Source organism: Nocardiopsis sp. NPDC055824, from assembly GCF_053616335.1.
On sequence record NZ_JBSHDN010000004.1, the window covers coordinates 86,544 to 106,420 of the forward strand.

Annotated in this window: 20 protein-coding genes; 14 read left to right on the forward strand and 6 right to left on the reverse strand. The window is 72.1% G+C overall.

Annotated features, from left to right (window positions below):
* Positions 1-131: 131 nt before the first annotated feature.
* Together ACWGL3_RS02410 and ACWGL3_RS02415 are read right to left on the reverse strand one after the other, a co-directional pair.
* Positions 132-398 (reverse strand): glutaredoxin family protein, encoded by a 267-nt coding sequence (locus ACWGL3_RS02410; RefSeq protein WP_267947760.1) that lies wholly within the window; start codon positions 396-398, stop codon positions 132-134.
* Positions 399-432: 34 nt separating this feature from the next.
* A complete protein-coding gene (locus ACWGL3_RS02415; RefSeq protein ID WP_267947759.1) occupies positions 433-690 on the reverse strand; it encodes a MoaD/ThiS family protein in 258 nt (85 codons plus the stop codon).
* 109 nt (positions 691-799) lie between these two features.
* Here ACWGL3_RS02415 and ACWGL3_RS02420 point away from each other — a divergent pair, with 109 nt between their 5' ends.
* From ACWGL3_RS02420 to ACWGL3_RS02450, 7 genes are all read left to right on the forward strand, one after another.
* On the forward strand, positions 800-1,567 hold the full coding sequence (locus ACWGL3_RS02420; protein WP_267947758.1) for a winged helix-turn-helix transcriptional regulator: 768 nt from the start codon (positions 800-802) through the stop codon (positions 1,565-1,567).
* A gap of 274 nt (positions 1,568-1,841) precedes the next feature.
* Positions 1,842-2,867 carry a hypothetical protein gene (locus ACWGL3_RS02425; RefSeq protein ID WP_267947757.1) on the forward strand — a complete coding sequence of 342 codons (1,026 nt, stop codon included), beginning with the start codon at positions 1,842-1,844 and terminating at the stop codon, positions 2,865-2,867.
* Positions 2,868-3,072: 205 nt separating this feature from the next.
* The gene (gene mshD, locus ACWGL3_RS02430) at positions 3,073-4,065 is read left to right on the forward strand and encodes a mycothiol synthase (protein ID WP_267947756.1); all 993 of its coding nucleotides are present in this window, start codon (positions 3,073-3,075) and stop codon (positions 4,063-4,065) included.
* A 331-nt stretch (positions 4,066-4,396) separates the two neighbouring features.
* Complete coding sequence (gene pstC / locus ACWGL3_RS02435; RefSeq protein WP_267947755.1) at positions 4,397-5,359, forward strand: phosphate ABC transporter permease subunit PstC; 963 nt, start codon at positions 4,397-4,399, stop codon at positions 5,357-5,359.
* Positions 5,359-6,438, forward strand: a complete 1,080-nt coding sequence (pstA, locus tag ACWGL3_RS02440; protein WP_267947754.1) for a phosphate ABC transporter permease PstA — start codon at positions 5,359-5,361, stop codon at positions 6,436-6,438. Before pstC ends, pstA begins: the two co-directional genes overlap by 1 nt.
* Positions 6,439-6,494: 56 nt before the next feature.
* A complete protein-coding gene (gene pstB, locus ACWGL3_RS02445; RefSeq protein ID WP_267947753.1) occupies positions 6,495-7,274 on the forward strand; it encodes a phosphate ABC transporter ATP-binding protein PstB in 780 nt (259 codons plus the stop codon).
* Positions 7,275-7,524: 250 nt separating this feature from the next.
* On the forward strand, positions 7,525-8,490 hold the full coding sequence (locus ACWGL3_RS02450) for a nucleoside hydrolase (RefSeq protein ID WP_267947752.1): 966 nt from the start codon (positions 7,525-7,527) through the stop codon (positions 8,488-8,490).
* Positions 8,491-8,517: 27 nt separating this feature from the next.
* Here ACWGL3_RS02450 and ACWGL3_RS02455 read toward each other — a convergent pair whose 3' ends face one another.
* The gene (locus ACWGL3_RS02455) at positions 8,518-9,351 is read right to left on the reverse strand and encodes a helix-turn-helix transcriptional regulator (protein WP_267947751.1); all 834 of its coding nucleotides are present in this window, start codon (positions 9,349-9,351) and stop codon (positions 8,518-8,520) included.
* 128 nt (positions 9,352-9,479) lie between these two features.
* Here ACWGL3_RS02455 and ACWGL3_RS02460 point away from each other — a divergent pair, with 128 nt between their 5' ends.
* A complete protein-coding gene (locus tag ACWGL3_RS02460) occupies positions 9,480-9,758 on the forward strand; it encodes an Atu4866 domain-containing protein (protein ID WP_267947750.1) in 279 nt (92 codons plus the stop codon).
* A 336-nt stretch (positions 9,759-10,094) separates the two neighbouring features.
* On the forward strand, positions 10,095-11,435 hold the full coding sequence (locus tag ACWGL3_RS02465) for an MFS transporter (RefSeq protein WP_452460696.1): 1,341 nt from the start codon (positions 10,095-10,097) through the stop codon (positions 11,433-11,435).
* Between the two features lie 210 nt (positions 11,436-11,645).
* On the opposite strand, the gene ACWGL3_RS02470 is transcribed toward ACWGL3_RS02465, so the two are convergent.
* Complete coding sequence (locus tag ACWGL3_RS02470; protein ID WP_267947748.1) at positions 11,646-12,263, reverse strand: DUF47 domain-containing protein; 618 nt, start codon at positions 12,261-12,263, stop codon at positions 11,646-11,648.
* Between the two features lie 426 nt (positions 12,264-12,689).
* On the opposite strand from ACWGL3_RS02470, the gene ACWGL3_RS02475 reads away from it, so the two are divergent.
* The 3 genes from ACWGL3_RS02475 (at position 12,690) to purM (ending at position 15,843) form a co-directional block, all read left to right on the forward strand.
* Positions 12,690-13,151, forward strand: coding sequence for a sterol carrier family protein (locus ACWGL3_RS02475; protein WP_267947747.1), 462 nt, complete (start codon positions 12,690-12,692; stop codon positions 13,149-13,151).
* A gap of 23 nt (positions 13,152-13,174) precedes the next feature.
* A complete protein-coding gene (gene purF, locus ACWGL3_RS02480; RefSeq protein WP_267947746.1) occupies positions 13,175-14,671 on the forward strand; it encodes an amidophosphoribosyltransferase in 1,497 nt (498 codons plus the stop codon).
* A 107-nt stretch (positions 14,672-14,778) separates the two neighbouring features.
* Positions 14,779-15,843: a phosphoribosylformylglycinamidine cyclo-ligase gene (purM, locus tag ACWGL3_RS02485; protein ID WP_267947745.1), complete on the forward strand. Its 1,065-nt coding sequence runs from the start codon at positions 14,779-14,781 to the stop codon at positions 15,841-15,843.
* Positions 15,844-15,996: 153 nt separating this feature from the next.
* On the opposite strand, the gene ACWGL3_RS02490 is transcribed toward purM, so the two are convergent.
* Positions 15,997-16,224, reverse strand: a complete 228-nt coding sequence (locus ACWGL3_RS02490) for a DUF3073 domain-containing protein (protein WP_267947744.1) — start codon at positions 16,222-16,224, stop codon at positions 15,997-15,999.
* A 252-nt stretch (positions 16,225-16,476) separates the two neighbouring features.
* Here ACWGL3_RS02490 and ACWGL3_RS02495 point away from each other — a divergent pair, with 252 nt between their 5' ends.
* Positions 16,477-17,310, forward strand: coding sequence for a hypothetical protein (locus tag ACWGL3_RS02495; protein WP_267947743.1), 834 nt, complete (start codon positions 16,477-16,479; stop codon positions 17,308-17,310).
* 705 nt (positions 17,311-18,015) lie between these two features.
* Positions 18,016-18,219 carry a developmental transcriptional regulator BldC gene (gene bldC / locus ACWGL3_RS02500; protein WP_013155387.1) on the forward strand — a complete coding sequence of 68 codons (204 nt, stop codon included), beginning with the start codon at positions 18,016-18,018 and terminating at the stop codon, positions 18,217-18,219.
* 492 nt (positions 18,220-18,711) lie between these two features.
* On the opposite strand, the gene ACWGL3_RS02505 is transcribed toward bldC, so the two are convergent.
* The gene (locus tag ACWGL3_RS02505; RefSeq protein ID WP_452460697.1) at positions 18,712-19,584 is read right to left on the reverse strand and encodes an SDR family oxidoreductase; all 873 of its coding nucleotides are present in this window, start codon (positions 19,582-19,584) and stop codon (positions 18,712-18,714) included.
* Between the last annotated feature and the right edge of the window lie 293 nt (positions 19,585-19,877).

The window sequence follows — 19,877 nt, forward strand, 5'->3', positions numbered from 1 at the left end:
TTCCCATGCGCGGGGTTCTCCGGGAACCCTCGGAAAAAGGAGGGAGCACGCTCACCGATTCAGGACAGCCGGAATGGCACGGGCGGGGGTATTCGCGGACGAAACCGCTCGGCCCCCGGAGAATCCGCCCTTCAGCCGCCGAGCGCCGAGCGCAGCCGGTCCTCCCGGACACGCCAGAAGTCGTGGCGCCTCCCGTCCACGAACGTGACCGGGATCTTGTCCCAGTACTCCTCGCGGTCGGCCTCGTCCACCCCGTCGAGGTCCACCTCCGCACGGCTCGCCCCGACCTCGTCCGCGACGGCGCCGATGGTCCGCCACGCGTCCTCGCACAGGTGGCACCCCGCCCTGCCGAGCATCACCACGCGCGCACGCCCAGCCCATTCGGGGATTTCCGTCATGTTTCCTCCTGATTGCGTCTGATTCCGGAACATCTCAGCCGCCGGCGAAGGGCGGTAGGACCTCGATCACAGTCCCGTCGGCGACCGCGACCGCGCCATGGGGCCGCGCTCCCACGGGCCGCTCGTCCACCAGGAGCGACGAAGCCCCGAGTACGCGCAGGAAGCGGTCGTCGGGGTGCAGACGACACGCCGCTTCGAGCGCTTCGGCCAGAGTGTCCGCCTCCACGTCCTCCTGCGCTGTTCCGGCCGCTTCCTTGGCCGCTGCCCAGTACCTGATAGTGCACTTCGCCATCTGTTGATTATCCTTGGTGTTGCTCGGAGGCGACGTATTAGACAAATCTTCACCGGGGGCAATGGCGCCTTCGATCGTCCGCATAGCGCGGGTTGACGAGAAGAGACGCATGAGCCATCTGCTGCTGTTGACGAACTCCAACGAACCGTCCGACCACGTGCTGCCGGCCCTCGGACTCCTCCTGCACTCCGTGCGGGTGGCTCCCGCGGAGGCCGGAGCCCTGCTGGCGTCAGGAGTGAGCGGCAACTCGAACTCGCCCGTCGACGCCATTCTGGTCGACGCCCGTACCGACCTCGCCGCGGCCAGGAACTTCTGCCGCCTGCTCGACACCACGGGGCTGGACTGCCCGCTGCTCGTCGTCCTCACCGAGGGCGGCGTCGCGGCGCTCACACCCGACTGGCAGGTCCACGACTTCATCCTGACCTCCGCCGGCCCGGCGGAGGTCGAGGCACGGCTCCGTCTGGCCGTCGGCTCCGCCGAGGCCGGGACCGACGACCCCGACGAGATCCGCCGGGGCGACCTCGTGATCGACGAGGCCACCTACATCGCACGGCTGAGGGGACGCATCCTCGACCTCACCTTCAAGGAGTTCGAGCTCCTCAAGTTCCTGGCGCAGCACCCCGGCCGGGTGTTCACCCGGGCCCAGCTGCTCCAGGAGGTATGGGGCTACGACTACTTCGGCGGCACCCGGACCATCGACGTCCACGTCCGGCGCCTGCGCGCCAAGCTCGGCTCGGAGTACGAGTCGCTGATCGGCACCGTGCGCAACGTCGGGTACAGGTTCGTCCCCGACCCGGTCGCCAAGGCGCCCGTGCCGCCGCCCGAGGCGGCGGACCCGCTGCCCGCGGCCCGGACCGCCGAGCCCAGCACCAAGTAGCCCCGCACAGGAGGGCCGGGACACCACGACCGTGAGCACTCCGGGGCGCCGCGCACCAGCGCACGGCGCCCCGGGGTCGTCCGCGCACCGCGCGCGGAGAACCCGGCCGGACCGATGACATAACGGCATCACCCGGACACTCGTCTTCCGTGGCCGCAGGTCCTAAGATCGTGGGGCACCCGAACCCCGGGGTCGGTCAGGCGCGGCGAGCTCCTCGCGGCCGGGTGCGGCCGAAGCAGCCTTGGCGCGCCACCCTGAGGAGTGAATCGCCCCGATGCCCCTGAACGCCGCGAGTTCCCCGCCCTCCCACCGCCGCCGTACGGGTGTCGTCCTCGGCGCCGTCTTCGTCGGTTCCGGCCTCGTCGCCGTGATGTCACCGGCGTACGCGGACCAGACCGGTTCCGAGAGCCCCTCCCCCGCCCCCGTCCCCTCCGCCGTCGTCGCCTTCGAGAACAGCGCCAGCGAGGTCGAGCCGGGCAGGCCCGCCCCTCCCAACGCGGTCACCGCCGTCAACACCGGCGGCCTCGCCGTCTGCCTGCTCGACCTGGAGGTGCGGGGCGAGGACTTCACCTCCTCCGGGTTCGCCCGGCAGGAGGTGGCGCCCGGGGAGAAGGCGTCCGCGGGTGTCGTCACCGGCTCGCCCCGCCGGTCTACCGACGTCGTCGCGACCCTGACCTACGCGCTCGCCGAGGAGGGCGCGGACTGCTCCGTCCTGGAGCCCTCGGTCACCCACACCGTCTCCACCGGGACGTGGTCGGTGTCCATGGCCAAGCCGGACCCCTCGCCCTCCCCCACCGGCGGGCCCACCGGGACTCCCACCGAGACACCCACCGGAACGCCCACCGAGGAACCGACCCGCACCCCGTCGGACCCGCCTTCGAGCTCCGACCCGGCCCCCACCCGGTCTCCCGGTGGCGGTGGCGACGGCCGCGACCGCGACCGCGACCGCGACCGCGGCTCCAGCAGCCCGACGGCGAGCCCCGGTACCCCCCGCGGCGGCGTGGGCGACGTGCCCACCACCGGCGCCGAGATCCCGACCCTGCCGCGCAACGACGCCGACCTGCCCGAGGTCGCCCCCGGCTCCGAGGACCTCGCCGAGCTGCCGCTGGTGTCCCCCCCGTCCGACGACGACCTCGACGGGACGGAGGTGGCCGCGGACCACGGCGACATGGGGCCGAACATGGCTCCGGCGGTGCTGCTCGCGGCGCTCCTCCTCGCGCTCCTGCTCGCCGCGCCGCTCGCTCCCGTGCGCCGCGTCCGCATCGGCGGCGGATACCAGGGCAAGCGCCGCAAGGGGTGACCCCGCTGACCGCGTGGGTCCCCTTCACGCCGGGAGGCGCCGGAAGCGTCCCGGGCCCCGGCACGCCGTTCCGGGCCCGCGCCGCCGGAACAGGAGCGCGCCACGCGGCCCACATCCCGGGTTCCGAGCCGCTGAACAGGACAAAAGCCTCCCTATGCGAGGTTGACGGAACCTTTATGGGCGTCCCGTCGTAGGCTTTCCGTCCATGAGCACCCCGCTAGTCACCGATGACCTGGCCTCCGGCCTCGCCGACCAGGTCCTGGCACTCTCCGAGTCCGCCCGCCGCGCGGACGGTGTCGCTCCGCTGTCCGAGCACACCCTGCTGCGCGTCCGCCACGGCGCGCCCTCCGGGAGCAGCCGCTTCCACGTCGTGACCGAGGACGGCCGCGTGGTCGGTTTCGCGTTCGTCGAGCGGGTCCCCGGCGAACCCGACTCCGGCGAGGTCGTCGTCGGCCCCGAGTACCGGGACCGCGGACACGGCACGGCCCTGCTCCGCTCCGTCGACCGGGACGCGGGCCCTCGGGGGGTCCGGGTGTGGGCCCACGGACGCACCCCGCAGGCCGTCTCGGTCGCGGAGGGCGACGGCTGGACCGCCGTCCGCTCCCTGTACAAGATGCGGATGCCGCTGCGCGACATCGCGGCCGACGAGGCCGGGGGCCCCTGGACGGCGCCCGAACTCCCCGAACCCGCGCTCCGGCCCGACGTGGCCGCCGCCGTGCGGGTGCGGGAGTTCGTCGTGGGCCAGGACGAGGAGGCGTGGCTGGCCGCCAACGCGCTCGCGTTCGCCGACCACCCCGAGCAGGGCCAGCTCACCCTGGACGACCTGCTCCAGCGCGAGGTCGAGGACTGGTTCGACCCGCGCGGCTTCTTCCTCGCCACCACCAAGGAGGGGAAGGTCGCCGCGTTCCACTGGACCAAGACCCACGCCGACGGCGCCGGGCTCACCGACGGCGAGCCCGTCGGCGAGGTCTACGCGGTGGGAGTGGCCCCGTCGTGGCAGGGCAGCGGCCTGGGGAGAGCCCTGACCCTGGCCGGTCTGCGGCACCTGCGCGACGCCGGCCTGCCGTGGGTCCACCTCTACGTGGACGGTGACAACGAGGCCGCGGTGCGCCTGTACGAGTCGCTCGGGTTCGGCATGTGGGACACCGACGTCATGTATGCGCCGCCCGCCACCGGTGACCGGCGGCCTCCCGCCTGAGTGCGGCTGATCACATTCACCGGGCAATCGCCCTTCCGCCACGGTAGTGCGACGCCTCGTTCACCCCACGTTCACCTTCTCTGGGACAACTGGTCACCTCCTACGCCTACCTTCACAATCGGCGCGGAACGACCATTTCGCGCACGGTGGACGTGAGACCGCGGCCGCCGGACGGCCAGGAGCGGGCACGGCGCCCCCGGCGGGGACGACCCCGCGCGGGGAGCGGCGGAACCGCCCGGAACAACGAGAACAGGCGCACACGGGGGTGTCCGGTGCACACCGCGCCACCCCGGCGACCCGCACTGCAACCCTTCCGAACCGGAGCCAATCCATGACGACCACGGACGCGCCCAAGGCGGCACCCCCGCCCACGGGCAAGCGCCGGATGGGCGACGTCGTTTTCGCCGGCACCGCCCGAGGCTCGGGCATCCTGATCCTGCTGATCCTCGCCGGCGTCGCCGCCTTCCTGATCGTTCAGGCCTGGCCGTCCCTGGCCGCCAACACCGCGAACTTCCTGACCTCCCAGGAATGGGAGGCCAACGTCCGCGAGTCGCCCGCGTTCGGCGTGGGCGCGCTGGCGTTCGGCACCGTGCTCGCCGCCGCGATCGCGCTCCTCCTGGCCACCCCGGTCGCGATCGGCATCGCGCTCTTCATCGTCTACTACGCGCCCCGCAGGCTGGCGTCCCTGCTCGGCTACCTGGTCGACCTGCTCGCCGCCATCCCCAGCGTCGTCTACGGCCTGTGGGGCATCGGCTTCCTGGCCCCCCAGCTCGTGCCCGTGTACGAGGGCATGACCCGCTACCTCGGCTGGATCCCCCTCTTCGCGGGCCCCGCCTCCACGTCGGCGCGCACCATCCTGACCGCCGGCGTCGTCCTGGCCGTGATGATCCTGCCGATCATCACCGCGATGTCCCGCGACGTCTTCCACCAGGTGCCCCAGGGGCACCGCGAGGCCGCGCTCGCCATGGGCGCCACCCGCTGGGAGATGATCCGCCTCGCCGTCCTGCCGTTCGGCAAGTCCGGCATCGTCGGCGGCGCCATGCTCGGCATGGGGCGCGCCCTCGGCGAGACCATGGCCGTCGCCATGATCCTCTCCCCCTCCCTCGCCGTCTCCTGGAACCTCCTCCAGAGCGGCAACCAGACCATCGCCGGGCACATCGCGCTCCAGTACCCCGAGGCCACCGGCTACGGCGTGTCCGCGCTGATCGCCGCCGGACTGGTGCTGTTCGCGATCACCCTGGTTGTCAACATGGGCGCACGCTACGTCGTGGCGCGTGGGAACAAGGAGTCCTGATGAGCCTGACGACCACGCCGCCGCCCGGGCCCGGGATGAGCGCCACCGCGAACGACCTGCGCCGCGGTTCCCTGCCCCACCACTTCCCGGCCCTGCTGCTGGCCGCGACCGCCGCCGTCGTGGCGGGGGTCCTGCTGGCCTTCTCCTCCTTCGGGTTCGTCCTGTGGGGGCTGCTCACCGCCGTCGCGTACACGGTGATCGTCGTGACCGCGTCCGCCCGGGTCGAGGGCGGCCGCAAGGCCAGGGACCGCCTGGTCACCTCGCTCGTCTACGGCTGCTTCCTGCTCGCGATGCTGCCGCTGGTGTCCGTGCTGTGGACCGTGCTCGGCAACGGCCTCGCCCGGTTCGACCCCTACTTCCTGTCGGTCTCCATGAACGGCGTCCTGCCGAGCATGGACGCGGGCGGCGCCTACCACGCGATCGTGGGCACCCTCGCGATCACCGGCATGGCCACGCTCATCTCGGTGCCGATCGGCGTCATGACCGCCGTGTACCTGGTCGAGTACGCCGAGGGCCGCATGAAGCGGACCATCATGTTCTTCGTCGACGTCATGACCGGCATCCCGTCGATCGTCGCCGGTCTGTTCGTCGTGGCCCTGTGGATCATCCTCTTCGGACCGGGCGCGACCAACGGCGCCGCGGGCGCGATCTCGCTCGCCGTGCTGATGATCCCGGTCGTGGTCCGCTCCAGCGAGGAGATGCTGCGGCTGGTGCCCCAGGACCTGCGCGAGGCCTCGTACGCCCTCGGCGTCCCCAAGTGGCGGACCATCACCAAGGTGGTGCTCCCCACCTCGGCCGCCGGGCTGACCACAGGAATCATGCTCGCCATCGCGCGTGTTATCGGAGAGACGGCGCCCCTGATCCTCACCGCGGGATCGTCGGCGGTGTCCATCAACTGGAACCTGTTCGACGGGCAGATGATGAGCCTTCCAGTGTTCATCTACTCCCAGGTCCGCATGGGCGGCGCCGTCAACTACGAGAGGGCCTGGGCCGCGGCGCTGACGCTGATCCTTGTGGTCATGCTGCTGTTCTTCCTGGCCCGCATGATCGGCCGCCTGTTCGCGCCGAAGGCCCGTTGATCCCTACACCCACCGCCCACGTCCCGCGCGTGGAGCAGACTCACGAGGAATTTCCAGTGGCGAAACGAATCGACGTCTCCGGCCTCAACGTCTACTACGGCGACTTCAAGGCCGTCGAGGACGTGTCGATGACCATCGAGCCGCGGTCGGTGACGGCGTTCATCGGGTCGTCCGGCTGCGGCAAGTCCACCTTCCTGCGGACCCTCAACCGGATGCACGAGGTCACCCCGGGCGCCCGGGCCGAGGGCAAGGTCCTCCTGGACGACCTGGACGTCTACGGCCCCGACGTGGACCCGGTCATGGTGCGCAGCGAGGTCGGCATGGTCTTCCAGAAGGCCAACCCGTTCCCGACCATGTCGATCTACGACAACGTCATCGCCGGCGCCCGCCTCAACAACCGCCGGATGAGCCGCTCCGAGGCCGACGAGCTGGTGGAGCGGTCGCTGCGCGGCGCCAACCTCTGGGAGGAGGTCAAGGACCGGCTGAACAAGCCCGGTTCCGGCCTCTCCGGCGGCCAGCAGCAGCGCCTGTGCATCGCCCGCGCGACGGCCGTGAAGCCGTCCGTGCTGCTGATGGACGAGCCGTGCTCCGCCCTGGACCCGATCTCGACCCTGGCGATCGAGGACCTCATTCACCAGCTGAAGGAGGACTACACGATCGTCATCGTCACCCACAACATGCAGCAGGCGGCGCGCGTGTCCGACCGGACCGCGTTCTTCAACCTGTCGGCCCCGGGCAAGCCGGGCAGGCTCGTCGAGATGGGCGAGACCAACCAGATGTTCACCCGGCCGGAGAAGAAGGAGACCGAGAACTATATCACTGGGCGTTTCGGCTAGAAGAAAAGCCAGCCCGGTCCAGACGGACGCCCAGCGATGGTGGGGCGCTTCGGTCAAAGAGAACCCGCGCCACCCAGAACGAGCGCCCAGCGATGGTGGGGCGCTCCGGCTAGAAGAAAAGCCAGCCCGGTCCAGACGGACGCCCAGCGATGGTGGGGCGCTCCGGCCGAAGGGCCCTGGTCGGGGTCGGCGCCTGCAACCGACCGACCCCCTGTGCATCCCCCGCGGGGGACCCGAAGGAGAAGAAGGCGTGGCCACACCCCTGGTGATCGACACCGACACCGCGCAGGACGACTGCGTCGCGCTCCTCGTCGGGCTGCTGGACCCCGGGGCGGACCTGCGCGCCGTCACCATGGTCGCGGGGAACGTCGGCTTCGACCAGCAGGTGCGCAACGCCTTCCTCACCCTCAACGTGGCCGGGCGCCTGGGCGAGGTGCCCGTGTACCTGGGCTGCCGCCGCCCGCTGACCCGCCCGTGGGTGAGCGCGGAGAACGTCCACGGCGACGGTTCGGGCGGGCTGTCGATGGACCAGGCGGGACTGGAGCCGGAGTCCGAGCACGCGGTGGACGCCCTCGTCCGGCTGGCCGCCGAGAACCCCGGCGAGCTGTCCGTGGTGGCGATCGGTCCGCTGACCAACATCGCGATGGCCGTCGCCAAGGACCCCGGCTTCGTCCGCAACGTGCGCGCCCTGTACGTCATGGGCGGGTCCAACAACGGGCGCGGCAACATCACGGCCGCCGCCGAGTTCAACTTCTACGTGGACCCCGAGGCGGCCAAGGCCGTCTTCGGGGCGGGCTTCGACGTCACCGTGGTCCCGTGGGACCCGCTGACCCTCCGCCAGGCCGTGTTCGGCCAGGAGCGGCTGGACGCCCTCGCCGCGATCGGCACTCCGCTGGCCGACTTCTTCGGCCGGGTCTGCTCCGCCACGCTGGAGTTCGACCGCAGGGTGGGGATCGACGGCACCACCCACCCCGACTCGCTGACCGCCGCCGTCCTGCTCCGCCCGGAGCTGGTGCGCCGCGCCGGGCGCTACCACGTGGACGTGGAGACCGCCGGGGAGCTGACCCGCGGCTACTCGGCCATGTCCTGGGGCGTGCACGGGCTGGAGCCCAACGCGACGGTGATCGAGGAGATCGACGCCGAAGGGTTCTTCGACCACCTCGTCGAGGTGCTGTCCCGGCGCACCTCCCCCGCCCGGGCGATCACCGGGCTGTAGGACGCGGCGGAGACGTCCCGCGCCCCCTCACACCTCGGCCCGCCGCGTCGCGTCGCTCGTGCCCAGCAGCGCCAGCGCCTGCGCGCTCCTGCTCCCGGGCTCGGCGTGGTAGATCACGAGCTGCTGGCCCCGGGCCCCGCGCACGTCGAAGGACTGGTAGACCAGCGAGAGCGCCCCGACGTCCGGGTGGACGAACTCCTTGGCCTCGCCGGTCTTGCCGCGCACGGTGTGGGACCGCCAGAGGTCGGCGAAGTCCGCGCTACCGCCGGTCAGCTCCGCGACCAGCGAGACGAGCCCGGGGTGGTGCGGGTCCAGCCCCGCCGCGTGGCGCAGGCTCGCCGCCGTCATGCGCGCCGCCCGCTCCCACCTCGCGTAGAAGGAGCGTGCGGCCGGATCGAGGAAGACCATGCGGGCCAGGTTGTCCGCCCTCGCGAACGGCGAGAACAGCGCCCCGGCCAGCGCGTTGGCGGCCAGGATGTCCAGGGCGGGGTTGAGCACGAACGCCGGGGTGTTGGGGTACCCGTCGAGGAGCTGGCGCAGCTCCGGGGCTACCGTCTCCACCGCGTCGCGGCGGCGCGCGTCCTCGGGCACCGCGCCCGCCAGGCGGTACAGGTGCTCCCGGGTGTCGTCGTCGAGCCTCAGGACCGCGCTGACGGCCTCGAGCACCTGCGCCGACGGGTTGCGCTCCCTCCCCTGCTCCAGTCGGGCGTAGTAGTCGCTGCTCATGCCTGCCAGGACCGCCACCTCCTCTCGGCGCAGGCCCGCGACCCTGCGGGGTCCGTAGGTGGGCACTCCGGCGTCCTCCGGACGGATCCGGGCCCTGTGCGCGCGTAGGAGGTCTCCGAGGTCGTTGCCGCTCATGCGCCCAGGCTACGCCGGAGTCCGGCGGGCTGCCTGGGTGTGCCACTCCCTGGCACGGGGCGTCCTGGCCGGTCCGGTCCCGGCGCCCCAGACTCCGGGGGAACCGATCACCGAGGAGGCACGGGACAGTGGCGACGAACACGGAGAGCACAGCGGGAGCGAACGGGGAGCGGCGGCCGGACGTGGTGGGCATGTGGACGACCGCGGACGGCCACATCCGGCAGGAGCTCCGCCCCGACGGGCGGTACGACGAGGCGCGCGGCACGAGGCGCAGTGCGTACACCGGCCGCTACACGGTGACCGGGAACCACATCGACTACGTGGACGACACGGGCTTCACCGCCACCGGCGACATCCGGGACGGCGTGCTCCACCACGAGCACCTGGTCCTCTACAGGGAGGCGTGAGCGGCTCCCCGGGCGGGCGGGGGCACGGCCCTCCCGCCGGCCCCGCGACGGGCGGGGAGGGCGTGCCCGTCGCCCGCTCCCGCCCCGGCCGCGTGTCGTGCCTCACAGCCGCCGGCCCTTGAGTGTGCCGTGAGGGCACGGGGTCTCGTGGTGTCCGGACCCGCGTCACCGGACACGAACGAGAGGGGCCTCTCATGGCACCGCCCGCCCTGACCGCGACGGAGGGCCTCCCCCCGTCGCCGGAGCGCACCGGGAGCTTGCCCGGCCGGTCGCCGGACCCCGGTCCCCGGCGACCGCCGAGGCACGTGGCGACCACCGGTGGGAGGTGAGGCGGCCGTGCGCCGCAGCTCCGCGGTCTACTTCGCCTCGTACGCGCTGTCCCTGCTGGGCAAGGGCATCGCCGCTGTCGTGATGCCGCTGCTCGTCCTCGACCGCACCGGCGACGTCCTGGCCGCGGGCGTGCTCGCGACCGCGGCGACGGCGGCCTCCGCCGTGACCGGGCTCGTCGCCGGGCTGCTCGTCGACCGGGTCGACCGCCGCAGGGTATCGGTCGCCTCCGACCTGCTCGCCGCGCTGACGGTGGCGGCGCTGCCGGTCGTCGACGCCCTCCGGGGCCTGGACATGGCCTGGTTCCTGGCGCTGGGAGTCGTCGGAGCGGTGGTCCGGGCACCGGGGATGACCGCCCAGGAGACGCTGCTGCCCGCCCTCGCCGCGCTCGGCCCCGCCGGGCCGCGCCGGCTCGACCGGCTGATCGCCACCCGCGAGACGGTGGGCAACGTCCTGCTGCTGGCCGGCCCCGGCCTGGGCGGACTCCTCGTCGGCCTGCTCGGACTGACCCCCGCGCTCCTTCTCGCGACCGCCGCGACGAGCCTGCTCGCCGCCGCGACGACGCTCGTGCTCGATCCCCGGGCCGGAGCCGTCCCGGAGCGGCGCCGCGACCCGTCCGCCGCCGGCGGCGCGGTGCGCCGGGCCGGGGCCGACCTGCTGGACGGGTGGAGGTTCCTGGGCCGCAGCCGCCTCGTCCTCGGCGCCACCCTGGTCACCGCGATGCTCGTCGCCGTGCTGAGCTCCCTCCAGACCACCCTCATGCCCGCCTACTTCACCGGTGAGGGCCTTCCCGAGCTGACCGGGCTGACGCTGAGCGCGATCGCCGCCGGGAGCATCGCCGGATCCGCCCTCTACGCGGCCACCGCCGGGAGGGTCCGCCGCCGCAGCTGGTTCGTCGTCGGCATGCTCGGCACGCTGGTCGGGTTCGGCGCGGTGGGCAGCATGGCCTCCCCGTGGCTGGTGCTGGGCGCCGCCGCCCTGGTCGGACTCACCTACGCCCCGGCCTCGGCCGTGCTCGGCGTCCTGACCGTCGAGGCCACCCCCGACGCGATGCGCGGCCGGGTGCTCGGGGCCCAGAACACCGTCATGCTCTCCGCCCCCGCCCTCACCAGCGCCCCGCTCGCGGCCGTCGCCACCGCCGCCGGCCTGCCCGTCGCGGGAGCGGTGGTCGCCGCGCTCGCGGGCGCCACCGCGATCGCCGCCCTCCTCGCGCCGGCGTTCCGCTCGCTCGACGCCCCGGGCCCCCGGGAGGCGGACGGCCGTCCGGAGCGGTCGCCGGAGCCCGGCGGCCGTCCCGAGGGGGCGGGCGGCCCGGCGGAGCGGCTCCCGCGCCGACAGGCCCCGGGGTAGGCGTGCGGGCCCCGCACCGGGGTCCGGGGCCGTGCGGAACGGGAAGGAGGACCATGCGCCGTCACCGCCCCCTCCCCGGACCGCCCGGGGGGAGCCGGACGGGGGTCCGGAAGGTGTGCGGCGGGAGGGAGGGCGCGTACGCGGGAGCCCCGGTGACGGCAGGAAGGGGGACGGGGGACGGGGGAAGGGATCTCGGGCGCGGGGGCCGGGTCAGCTGTTCTTGACGACGATGGTCTCCACCGTGTTCGCGACGTGCTCGAAGGCGTCGGCGGCGGTCTCCAGCTCCTCGATGACGTCCTTGAGCTTGAGCACCGTCAGGGCGTCGTACTCCCCGCTGAACAGGTGGGCGAGGAGCTTGCGGTAGATGCGGTCGGCCTGGTTCTCCAGCTGGTTGATCTCGATCCAGTACCGGGTCAGGTCCTCCAGGGAGCGGAGCCGCGGCATCGCCTCGGCCGTCAGCTCGGCGGCGCGTTCGAGCACCTCGATCTGGTCGATGATCCCCTTCGGAAGCCGTTCCAGGCCGTAGAGGCCGATGAGGTCGACGGCGGCGTCCATGGAGTCCATGACGTCGTCCAGGTTCGAGGCCAGCCGGTAGATGTCCTCCCGGTGGATGGGCGTCGCCGTGCTCTTGTTCAGGCGGCGCATGATCGCGTGGGTGGCGTCGTCGCCCGCGTGTTCGCAGGCGCGCATCTTCTCGGTGATGGCCTCCCGGTCGGCGCCGTCACTCATCAGCTCCACCAACAGGCGCGCACCGATGACCAGGTTGTTGGCCGAATCGGTGAACATCTCGTAGTAGCTGTCATCACGCGGGCGCAAGCTCAGGCGCACGTCGTTCTCCCGATGGTGCGGTGGTGTTCCTTCGTGGATGTTAAGCGCGCCGGGCAGCTGGTCCAGCGCGGGTGCGCGGCGCGGCAGGGGCCCGGGAGCGGGGAGGGCGGGCGGGTGCGGGCCCGGTCACCCCGCGTTCATCTCCTGAAGCCGACGCGTGGAACTGCTTGGGGCGCGGGTTCCATCGCAATCCTCCCAATCTCGGCGACACCGGGACGGTTCGGGACGCTACCGTGTCCCGCTCCCGCTGGCCAGCGGAGCGCTGAGACAGGAATCACCCAATCGAGCGGAGACCGGTGGACAGCTCCACCGGCGTTCTGTGATGTCCACCTTCGGGCCATTCCGCCGCTATGACAAGTACCCCGTCGGTTCACACTTGCGATGACCCCGGATCCGCGCCGCACGGGCCCCTCTAGGCTTCTGTCCATGCCATCCGCTCTGAGCGCGAGCGCCGCCAGGCGCCTCCGCGAGTCCCTGGACGAACAGCTCTCGGCCCTGGGGGAGGCCCCCTTCGAGGGCGACGACGAGGCCGCCGTCGCCGCGTGCGCGCGGGCGGTGCTGCGCGCGGAGGAGCCCCTGAGGGGCGCCGTCAAGGCCGCCGTGAGGGGCACGCTCGCGGTGCTGGCCGACCGGGCGCCGGGACGCAGCCTGGAGGTGCGCGTGCCCCCGCACGGCGCCGTACAGGTGATCGAGGGGCCCCGTCACACCCGCGGCACCCCGCCCGGGGTCGTGGAGACCGACCCGCTCACCTGGCTGCGCATGGCGACCGGCCACACCTCCTGGGAGCAGGGGGTTTCCGAGCACCGGGTGCAGGCGAGCGGCGCCCGCTCCGACCTGTCCGGACACCTGCCCCTCTGGCCGGCCCCTCCCCGGGTGGTGCCGTGCTGACAGGCAGGCACTAAGCTGTGGGTGTGTCGTACTCCGACGGCCGGCTCTCCATGGACCTCGATCCGCTCGAACGCGGCCCGCAGGACGCCTGCGGCGTATTTGGGGTCTGGGCACCCGGCGAAGAAGTCAGCAAGCTCACCTATTTCGGTCTCTACGCTCTGCAACACCGCGGCCAGGAATCCGCGGGCATCGCACTGAGCGACGGGGAACGGATCGTCGTCTACAAGGACATGGGGCTCGTCTCCCAGGTCTTCAACGAGGCGACCCTGGACTCCCTGCGAGGCCACCTCGCGATCGGCCACTGCCGCTACTCCACGACCGGGTCGCCGGTGTGGGAGAACGCACAGCCGACCTTCTACACCGCACGCGAGGGGGGTCTCGCGCTCGGCCACAACGGCAACCTCATCAACACCCCGGAACTGGCCGCGATGCTGCCGGACACCCGCCGCGGCGCGACCACCGACACCGAGGTCCTGACGAACCTGCTGGCCGACCAGGCCAAGCGCGGGAGTTCCGTGGAGGACGCCGCCCTCGAGCTGCTTCCGAAGGTCAAGGGCGCTTTCTCCCTGGTGTTCATGGACGAGAACACCCTGTACGCGGCACGCGATCCGCAGGGCATCCGCCCGTTCGTGCTGGGCCGCCTCGGCGAGACCTCGGGTGCGGGCGGCTGGGTCGTCGCCAGTGAGACGGCCGCGCTGGACATCGTGGGCGCCACCGTCGTCCGCGAGATCGAGCCCGGCGAGCTCCTCACCATCGACGAGCGCGGGGTGCGCTCGCGCCGCTTCGCCCCCGCCCGCCGCAAGGGCTGCCTGTTCGAGTACGTCTACCTGGCCCGCCCGGACACCACCATCGCCGGGCGCAACGTCAACTCCACGCGCGTCGAGGTGGGCCGCCGCCTCGCCAGGCAGCACCCCGTGGACGCCGACCTGGTCATCCCGGTGCCGGAGTCGGGCACGCCCGCCGCGGTGGGCTACGCGGAGGCCAGCGGTATCCCCTTCGCCCAGGGCCTGGTCAAGAACTCCTACGTGGGCCGCACCTTCATCCAGCCCAGCCAGACCCTGCGCCAGCTGGGCATCCGGCTCAAGCTGAACCCGCTGCGCGAGGTCATCCAGGGCCGCCGCCTGGTGGTCGTGGACGACTCCATCGTGCGCGGCAACACCCAGCGCGCCCTGGTCAGGATGCTGCGCGACGCGGGCGCCGCGGAGGTGCACGTGCGCATCTCCAGCCCGCCCGTGCTGTGGCCCTGCTACTACGGCATCGACTTCGCCACCCGCGCCGAGCTCATCGCCGCGAACCTGGGCGTGGACGAGATCGCCGCGTCGGTGAACGCCGACTCCCTGGCCTACGTGAGCCTCGACGAGCTCATCGCGGCCTCCGAGGTGCCGAAGAACGAGCTGTGCCGGGCCTGCTTCGACGGCGTGTACCCCATCGAGGTCGACGCCGACTCCAGGGGCAAGTTCCTGCTGGAGAAGTCCTGCGGGACCCCGGAGGGCTCGACGCTGGCGACCAGCGACAAGTAACCACCGCGCGGCGGGCCGGTCGGGCCCGCCGCGCGTTCGCTCCGCCGTGCCCGCAGACGGGCCGCGGGGCGGCCCAACCACCGCAACACAGCACGAGGAGATCTCGCGTGGCAGCCGACAGCACAGGGGCGACGGGCGCGTACGCGGCCGCGGGCGTCGACATCGCCGCCGGTGAGCGCGCCGTCGACCTGATGAAGCGCCACGTGGCGCGCACCCGCCGGCCGGAGCAGGTCACCGACGCCAGCGGCTTCGCGGGCCTGTTCCGCCTGGACGTCGGCAAGTACAAGGACCCGGTCCTGGCGACCTCCACCGACGGCGTGGGCACCAAGGTCATGCTGGCCCAGCAGATGGACAAGCACGACACGATCGGCATCGACCTGGTCGGCATGGTCGTCGACGACCTCGTGGTGAGCGGCGCGGAGCCGCTGTTCATGACCGACTACGTGGCCTGCGGCTCCGTGGTCCCCGAGCGCATCGCAGAGATCGTCGGCGGCATCGCCGAGGGCTGCCACCAGGCGGGCTGCTCGCTGATCGGCGGGGAGACCGCCGAGCACCCGGGCGCGATGGAGCCCGGCGAGTACGACCTGGCCGGCGCGGGCACGGGCGTGGTCGAGGGCGACGCGATCCTGGGCCAGGAGCGGGTCCGCGAGGGCGACGCGGTGATCGCGATGGCCTCCTCCGGCCCCCACTCCAACGGCTACTCCCTGGTCAGGCACATCGTCGACCGGGCGGACCTGGACCTGTTCGCACACGTGCCGGAGCTGGACGGGGTCCTGGGCGAGGTCCTGCTCACCCCGACCCGGGTCTACGCCAAGGACTGCGTCGCGCTGACGGGCGAGGTCGAGGTGCACGCCTACTCGCACATCACCGGCGGCGGCCTGGCGGCGAACCTGTCCCGGTCCCTGCCCGGCCACCTGGACGCCGAGCTGGACCGCTCCACCTGGGCGCCCGCCCCCGTGTTCGGCTACCTCGCCGACAAGGGCGGCGTGGGCCGCGAGGACATGGAGGCCACGTTCAACATGGGCGTGGGCATGGTGGCGATCGTCGCGGCGGAGGACGCCGCACGCGCGCTGGAGGTCCTCGCGGACCGGGGCGTCCCGGCCTGGAGGCTGGGCACGGTGACGGCCGGTTCCGGGCGTTGCGCCCTGACCGGCGAGTACCGGGACGCGTGAGAAACGGACGCGAACATAGCCGGTGCGAACCACCAGAGTGGTTCGCACCGGCTATATCCACCTGTCCGCGACGGCTTCCCCGCGGGCAAGCCGTAACCGCTACAGGTCAGCGGTTGTCGTCCCGAGCGACCAGAAGTCTCGGCCCACTCCGTGCTACTTGTCGGAGTCCGAGTACTTGTCGGCAAGATCCGCGTAACGGTCGACCAGATCGTCCTGAGAATCCGTGTGGGACTCGTCCGGACCCAACGGCCCGGAGGGAGACCCCTCGTCCTCAGCGACACCCAGCTCCGACCGCAGCCGATCAAGGTCGGTCCCACCGGAGCTGTACTTGAGCTTCCGGGCGACCTTCTGCTGCTTGGCCTTGGCTCGGCCGCGCCCCATTGGCTCGACCCCCTCAACGATTGGGTTCCGACGAACCCGAGATCACTTACTAACCCGCACTATCGGGCTGACGGCCGTCAAACGCGACTGACGACAGGCGTCAGCTTACGTACACACACAACCGTACCTGGTCGGCCCCCGTCGTGCCTACGCCACCCGGGTGTGACGGATGTGGTGCGCGCACGGATCGCGGGCCGGAAGGGCGTTCCGGAGGTGAGTGCCACACGCAACGATATGTGCCACGATTCGATCGTGCTGCCCTACACCGCCTACCTCCGCGTCTACCAGCCGATCGAGTCCTTCCCTCCGCGCGACCGCAGGTACTGGGAGGCCTACGCGACCTCGCCCGGCAGGCCCCGGCGGGTCAACGCGCTCGCGGCGGAGCACACCGAGAGCCTGAACCGCCTCATCACCACGCCTCCGGTGGTGGCGCCCGAGGAGGAGAGCCGTGACGCCTACCTCCGCCGGGTGGACGAGCGCCTGTACGTCTGCCCGTGGCAGACCCGGCTGCGGTCGTGGCGGGCCTTCGCCGAGTTCAGCGCCGCGACGCCGGTGGCCCTGAGCGAGGCGTTCGTGCCCGGGCCGGAGGCCGAGCGGGCGGAGGACGGGTACCGGGAGTGGCGCGACTCCGGCGGGACGGTGCGGCCGGGCATCCTGTCGAGCAACTGGACCATCCCGGTCCCGTGGTTCGTCCCGTTCGAGGAGCGGGAGCGGTGCCTGGTCCTGTCGGCGAACTCCACCCGGACGCTCCTGTACCTGACGCGGACGGCGCTGGCGAAACGGCGGCTGGAGCACACCGCGGCGGTGCTGCGGGAGTACATCGGCGAGCACGCCGTGTCGGCCTCCACCGAGCAGCTGGTGGACTGGCTGTCCCTGACCGCCCACCCCGACTCGCTGCTGGAGCTGGACTACGGCGGCCTGCCCCACCTGCTCAGCGACGACCACCTGGGCGAGGACCGGTCGGTCGCCGAGGTCGCGGGGGCGGTGGAGGCCCTGGCCAAGGGGGACGCCGAGCGCGTGCTGGAGCTGAGGGAGCGGATCACGCGGCGCTGGAAGTCGGTGCGCGCCCTCCAGCACGCCAACTGAGGGTCATGTGTTGTGCACACTTTCGTGGACACCCGGGGGTGCACTGTCGTCATCCGAGGCGCCGAACACAGGTGCGCCACGCCGGACGCCAACCTGGTACACCAGGTTTCTCACTCCCCCCACAAGCTTTTTCGCACGTGAAAACGGTGCGAGATCCGGCGTCGCCCGCGCACGACATCAAGCATGGTGAAACTGGGCATAACGCCCGATAGGGATCGGCATAGACTGTAGCCAGTCGATCACTGAGTGCACTCTCAGTAATCAGAAAACCCTTGCCACGCCGGGAATCCACGCGGCCCGACCCGTCGGCCGACCCCCGCGGGACCCGCCTCCACCGACGCACACCACTTCCCTCCGCACGGCGACCGGCCGGGGACCGCACCACCCGAGCACGAGCTCGGAGAGCGGGTTTCGGTCAGGCTTCCGTAGCACTTCAGGAACTCCGGATAGAGAAAAACGAGGCCGGAGAACGAAGTTTTGACCGAATACGCCACATGCCACTAAACGTGTCGCTAGAATCACTTAGCGTGACGCGGCCACGGGCGGCTTTCTTTGGCCTCCCACGTGCAAAGTTGCTTGGAGTGGTCGCACAATCACCTCGGGTGATGCCAATATAGACGTAGTGCAAATATTGGACATCCGGGCCAAGTGCCAGGATTAAGGCTCAAGGATCGGCACACAGATCCAGGAGGAGAGGCCGTACACATGTCAACTCGCACGCCCGAGGCGGAGCCCCTGTTGACCCCCGCCGAGGTTGCCACCATGTTCCGCGTGGACCCCAAGACCGTGACACGCTGGGCCAAGGCGGGCAAGCTGACCTCGATCCGCACCTTGGGCGGACACCGCCGCTACCGCGAGACTGAGGTCCGCGCTCTGCTGGCCGGAATCCCCAGCCAGCGTACGGAGTGATCTCCCCGGTCTGTGCCGATTCCGGGGGGAACGGCCGGACTCACTCCGGCTGCTGACAAAGGCTGACACGAATCGAGGGCGGGTCTCCCGAGAAGGGGGCCCGCCCCGCCGCGTTCCCCCGGCCCGCCGCACCCTCGCCCCGCCCTCCTCGGGGAGCGGAAGGGAGGGCCGCCCGTGGACCGTCACTCTCCGCGCACGCCCGTCCCGCTCCTCCGACGGGTGGACGAGAGTCGTCCACAGGCTGTGGACGGGCCTGGCGGTGCAGGAGCAGGCGGTGTCGGCTTGTATGACAGGGCCCGATGACAGGGGGTCCCGATGACAGGGGCCCGCGGGGCCCGGCGGCACCGTGCTGCCCCGACACGGTCCGCAGCGGTACCGCGTGCCCCCGACCCGGTCCCGCCCCGCACGGACCCGTTCCCGCGGGGGCCTTCCGGCAGGGGACGGGCCGGTCACGACAGCGCACCGGCACGGGTACGGCCGGCCTACCGCCGCTCAGCGGAAGTCGTCGGCGTGGTCCCGTGCCCACTCCGCGAAGGTCCGTGCGGGCCGCCCGGTCACCTCGCCCGCCGTGGCGGGCGCGGCCGCCGCCGCTGCCTCCCCGACCGCGTCGGCCCAGGCGCCGGGGTCGGTCCCGTCCCCGGAGTAGTCCGTGAACCCGAGCAGCATGTCGGCGTTGTCGGCCGCGAACCCGCCCTGCGCGCGGTAGTGCCCGCGCGCCTCCTCCGGTGTGACCACCTCGAAGCGGATCGCGCGTCCCAGGGCCCGGGAGATCGCCCCGACCTGCTCCCGGTGGCTGATCAGCTCGGGCCCGCCGAAGGTGTGCGCGGTGCCGGCGTGCCCCTCCCCGGTGAGGGCCGCCACGGCGACGTCGGCGATGTCGGCCTCGTGCGTCGGGTACCAGGCCGCCTCCGGGGCGGGGTCGCGGACGACGCTCCCGGCGCGGATGGAGGGTCCCCAGAGCCACAGCTTGTTGAGCGCGAACTCTCCGGGGCGGACGTGCGTCCACTCGGCCCCCGAGCGCTCCACGGCCTGTTCGACGGGTAGGTGGAAGTCGGTGTCGTACCCGCCCGTGACGGCGCCCGAGGAGAGGGTGACGATACGGCGCACCCCGGCCTCCACCGCACGCCCCACAACCTCGGAGGCGGTTTCGGGGACCGGGAAGAGGTAGAGCCGGTCGACGCCGCGCAGGGCCTCGGAGAGGGTGTCGGGGGAGGCGAGGTCGCCGCGGACGGCCTCGACCCCTGCGGGCAGGTCCGGGCGCCGGGAGTTCCTGGTCATCGCCCGGACCCGCACGCCCTCGTCGTGCAGCCGCCGGACGACGAGCCTGCCCACGTTCCCCGTCGCGCCGGTCACCAGCACGGTCATCGCTTCCCCCTCGGTCGACGTGCCGCCCGGGTCCCGGTCGGACCGGAGACGGCCCGTGCGGCCGACCCGTTCTATCCGCCTCCGCGGGGGCTGGGCAAACGTGAACATGCTGTTCACATTCGCCCCTGACCTGGGCGGACGAGAAGCCCCGGACGAGACCCGGCGGACTCCGCCCCAGGTGGGGCCGGGCACGCGGGAGTTATGGATTCGTTGCGCGGAGGCTGTGGCCGGGAGAGCCGTCCGACACGCGTCCGGCCCCGCTCCCCGGGGAGCGGGGCCGGACGCGTGTCGGA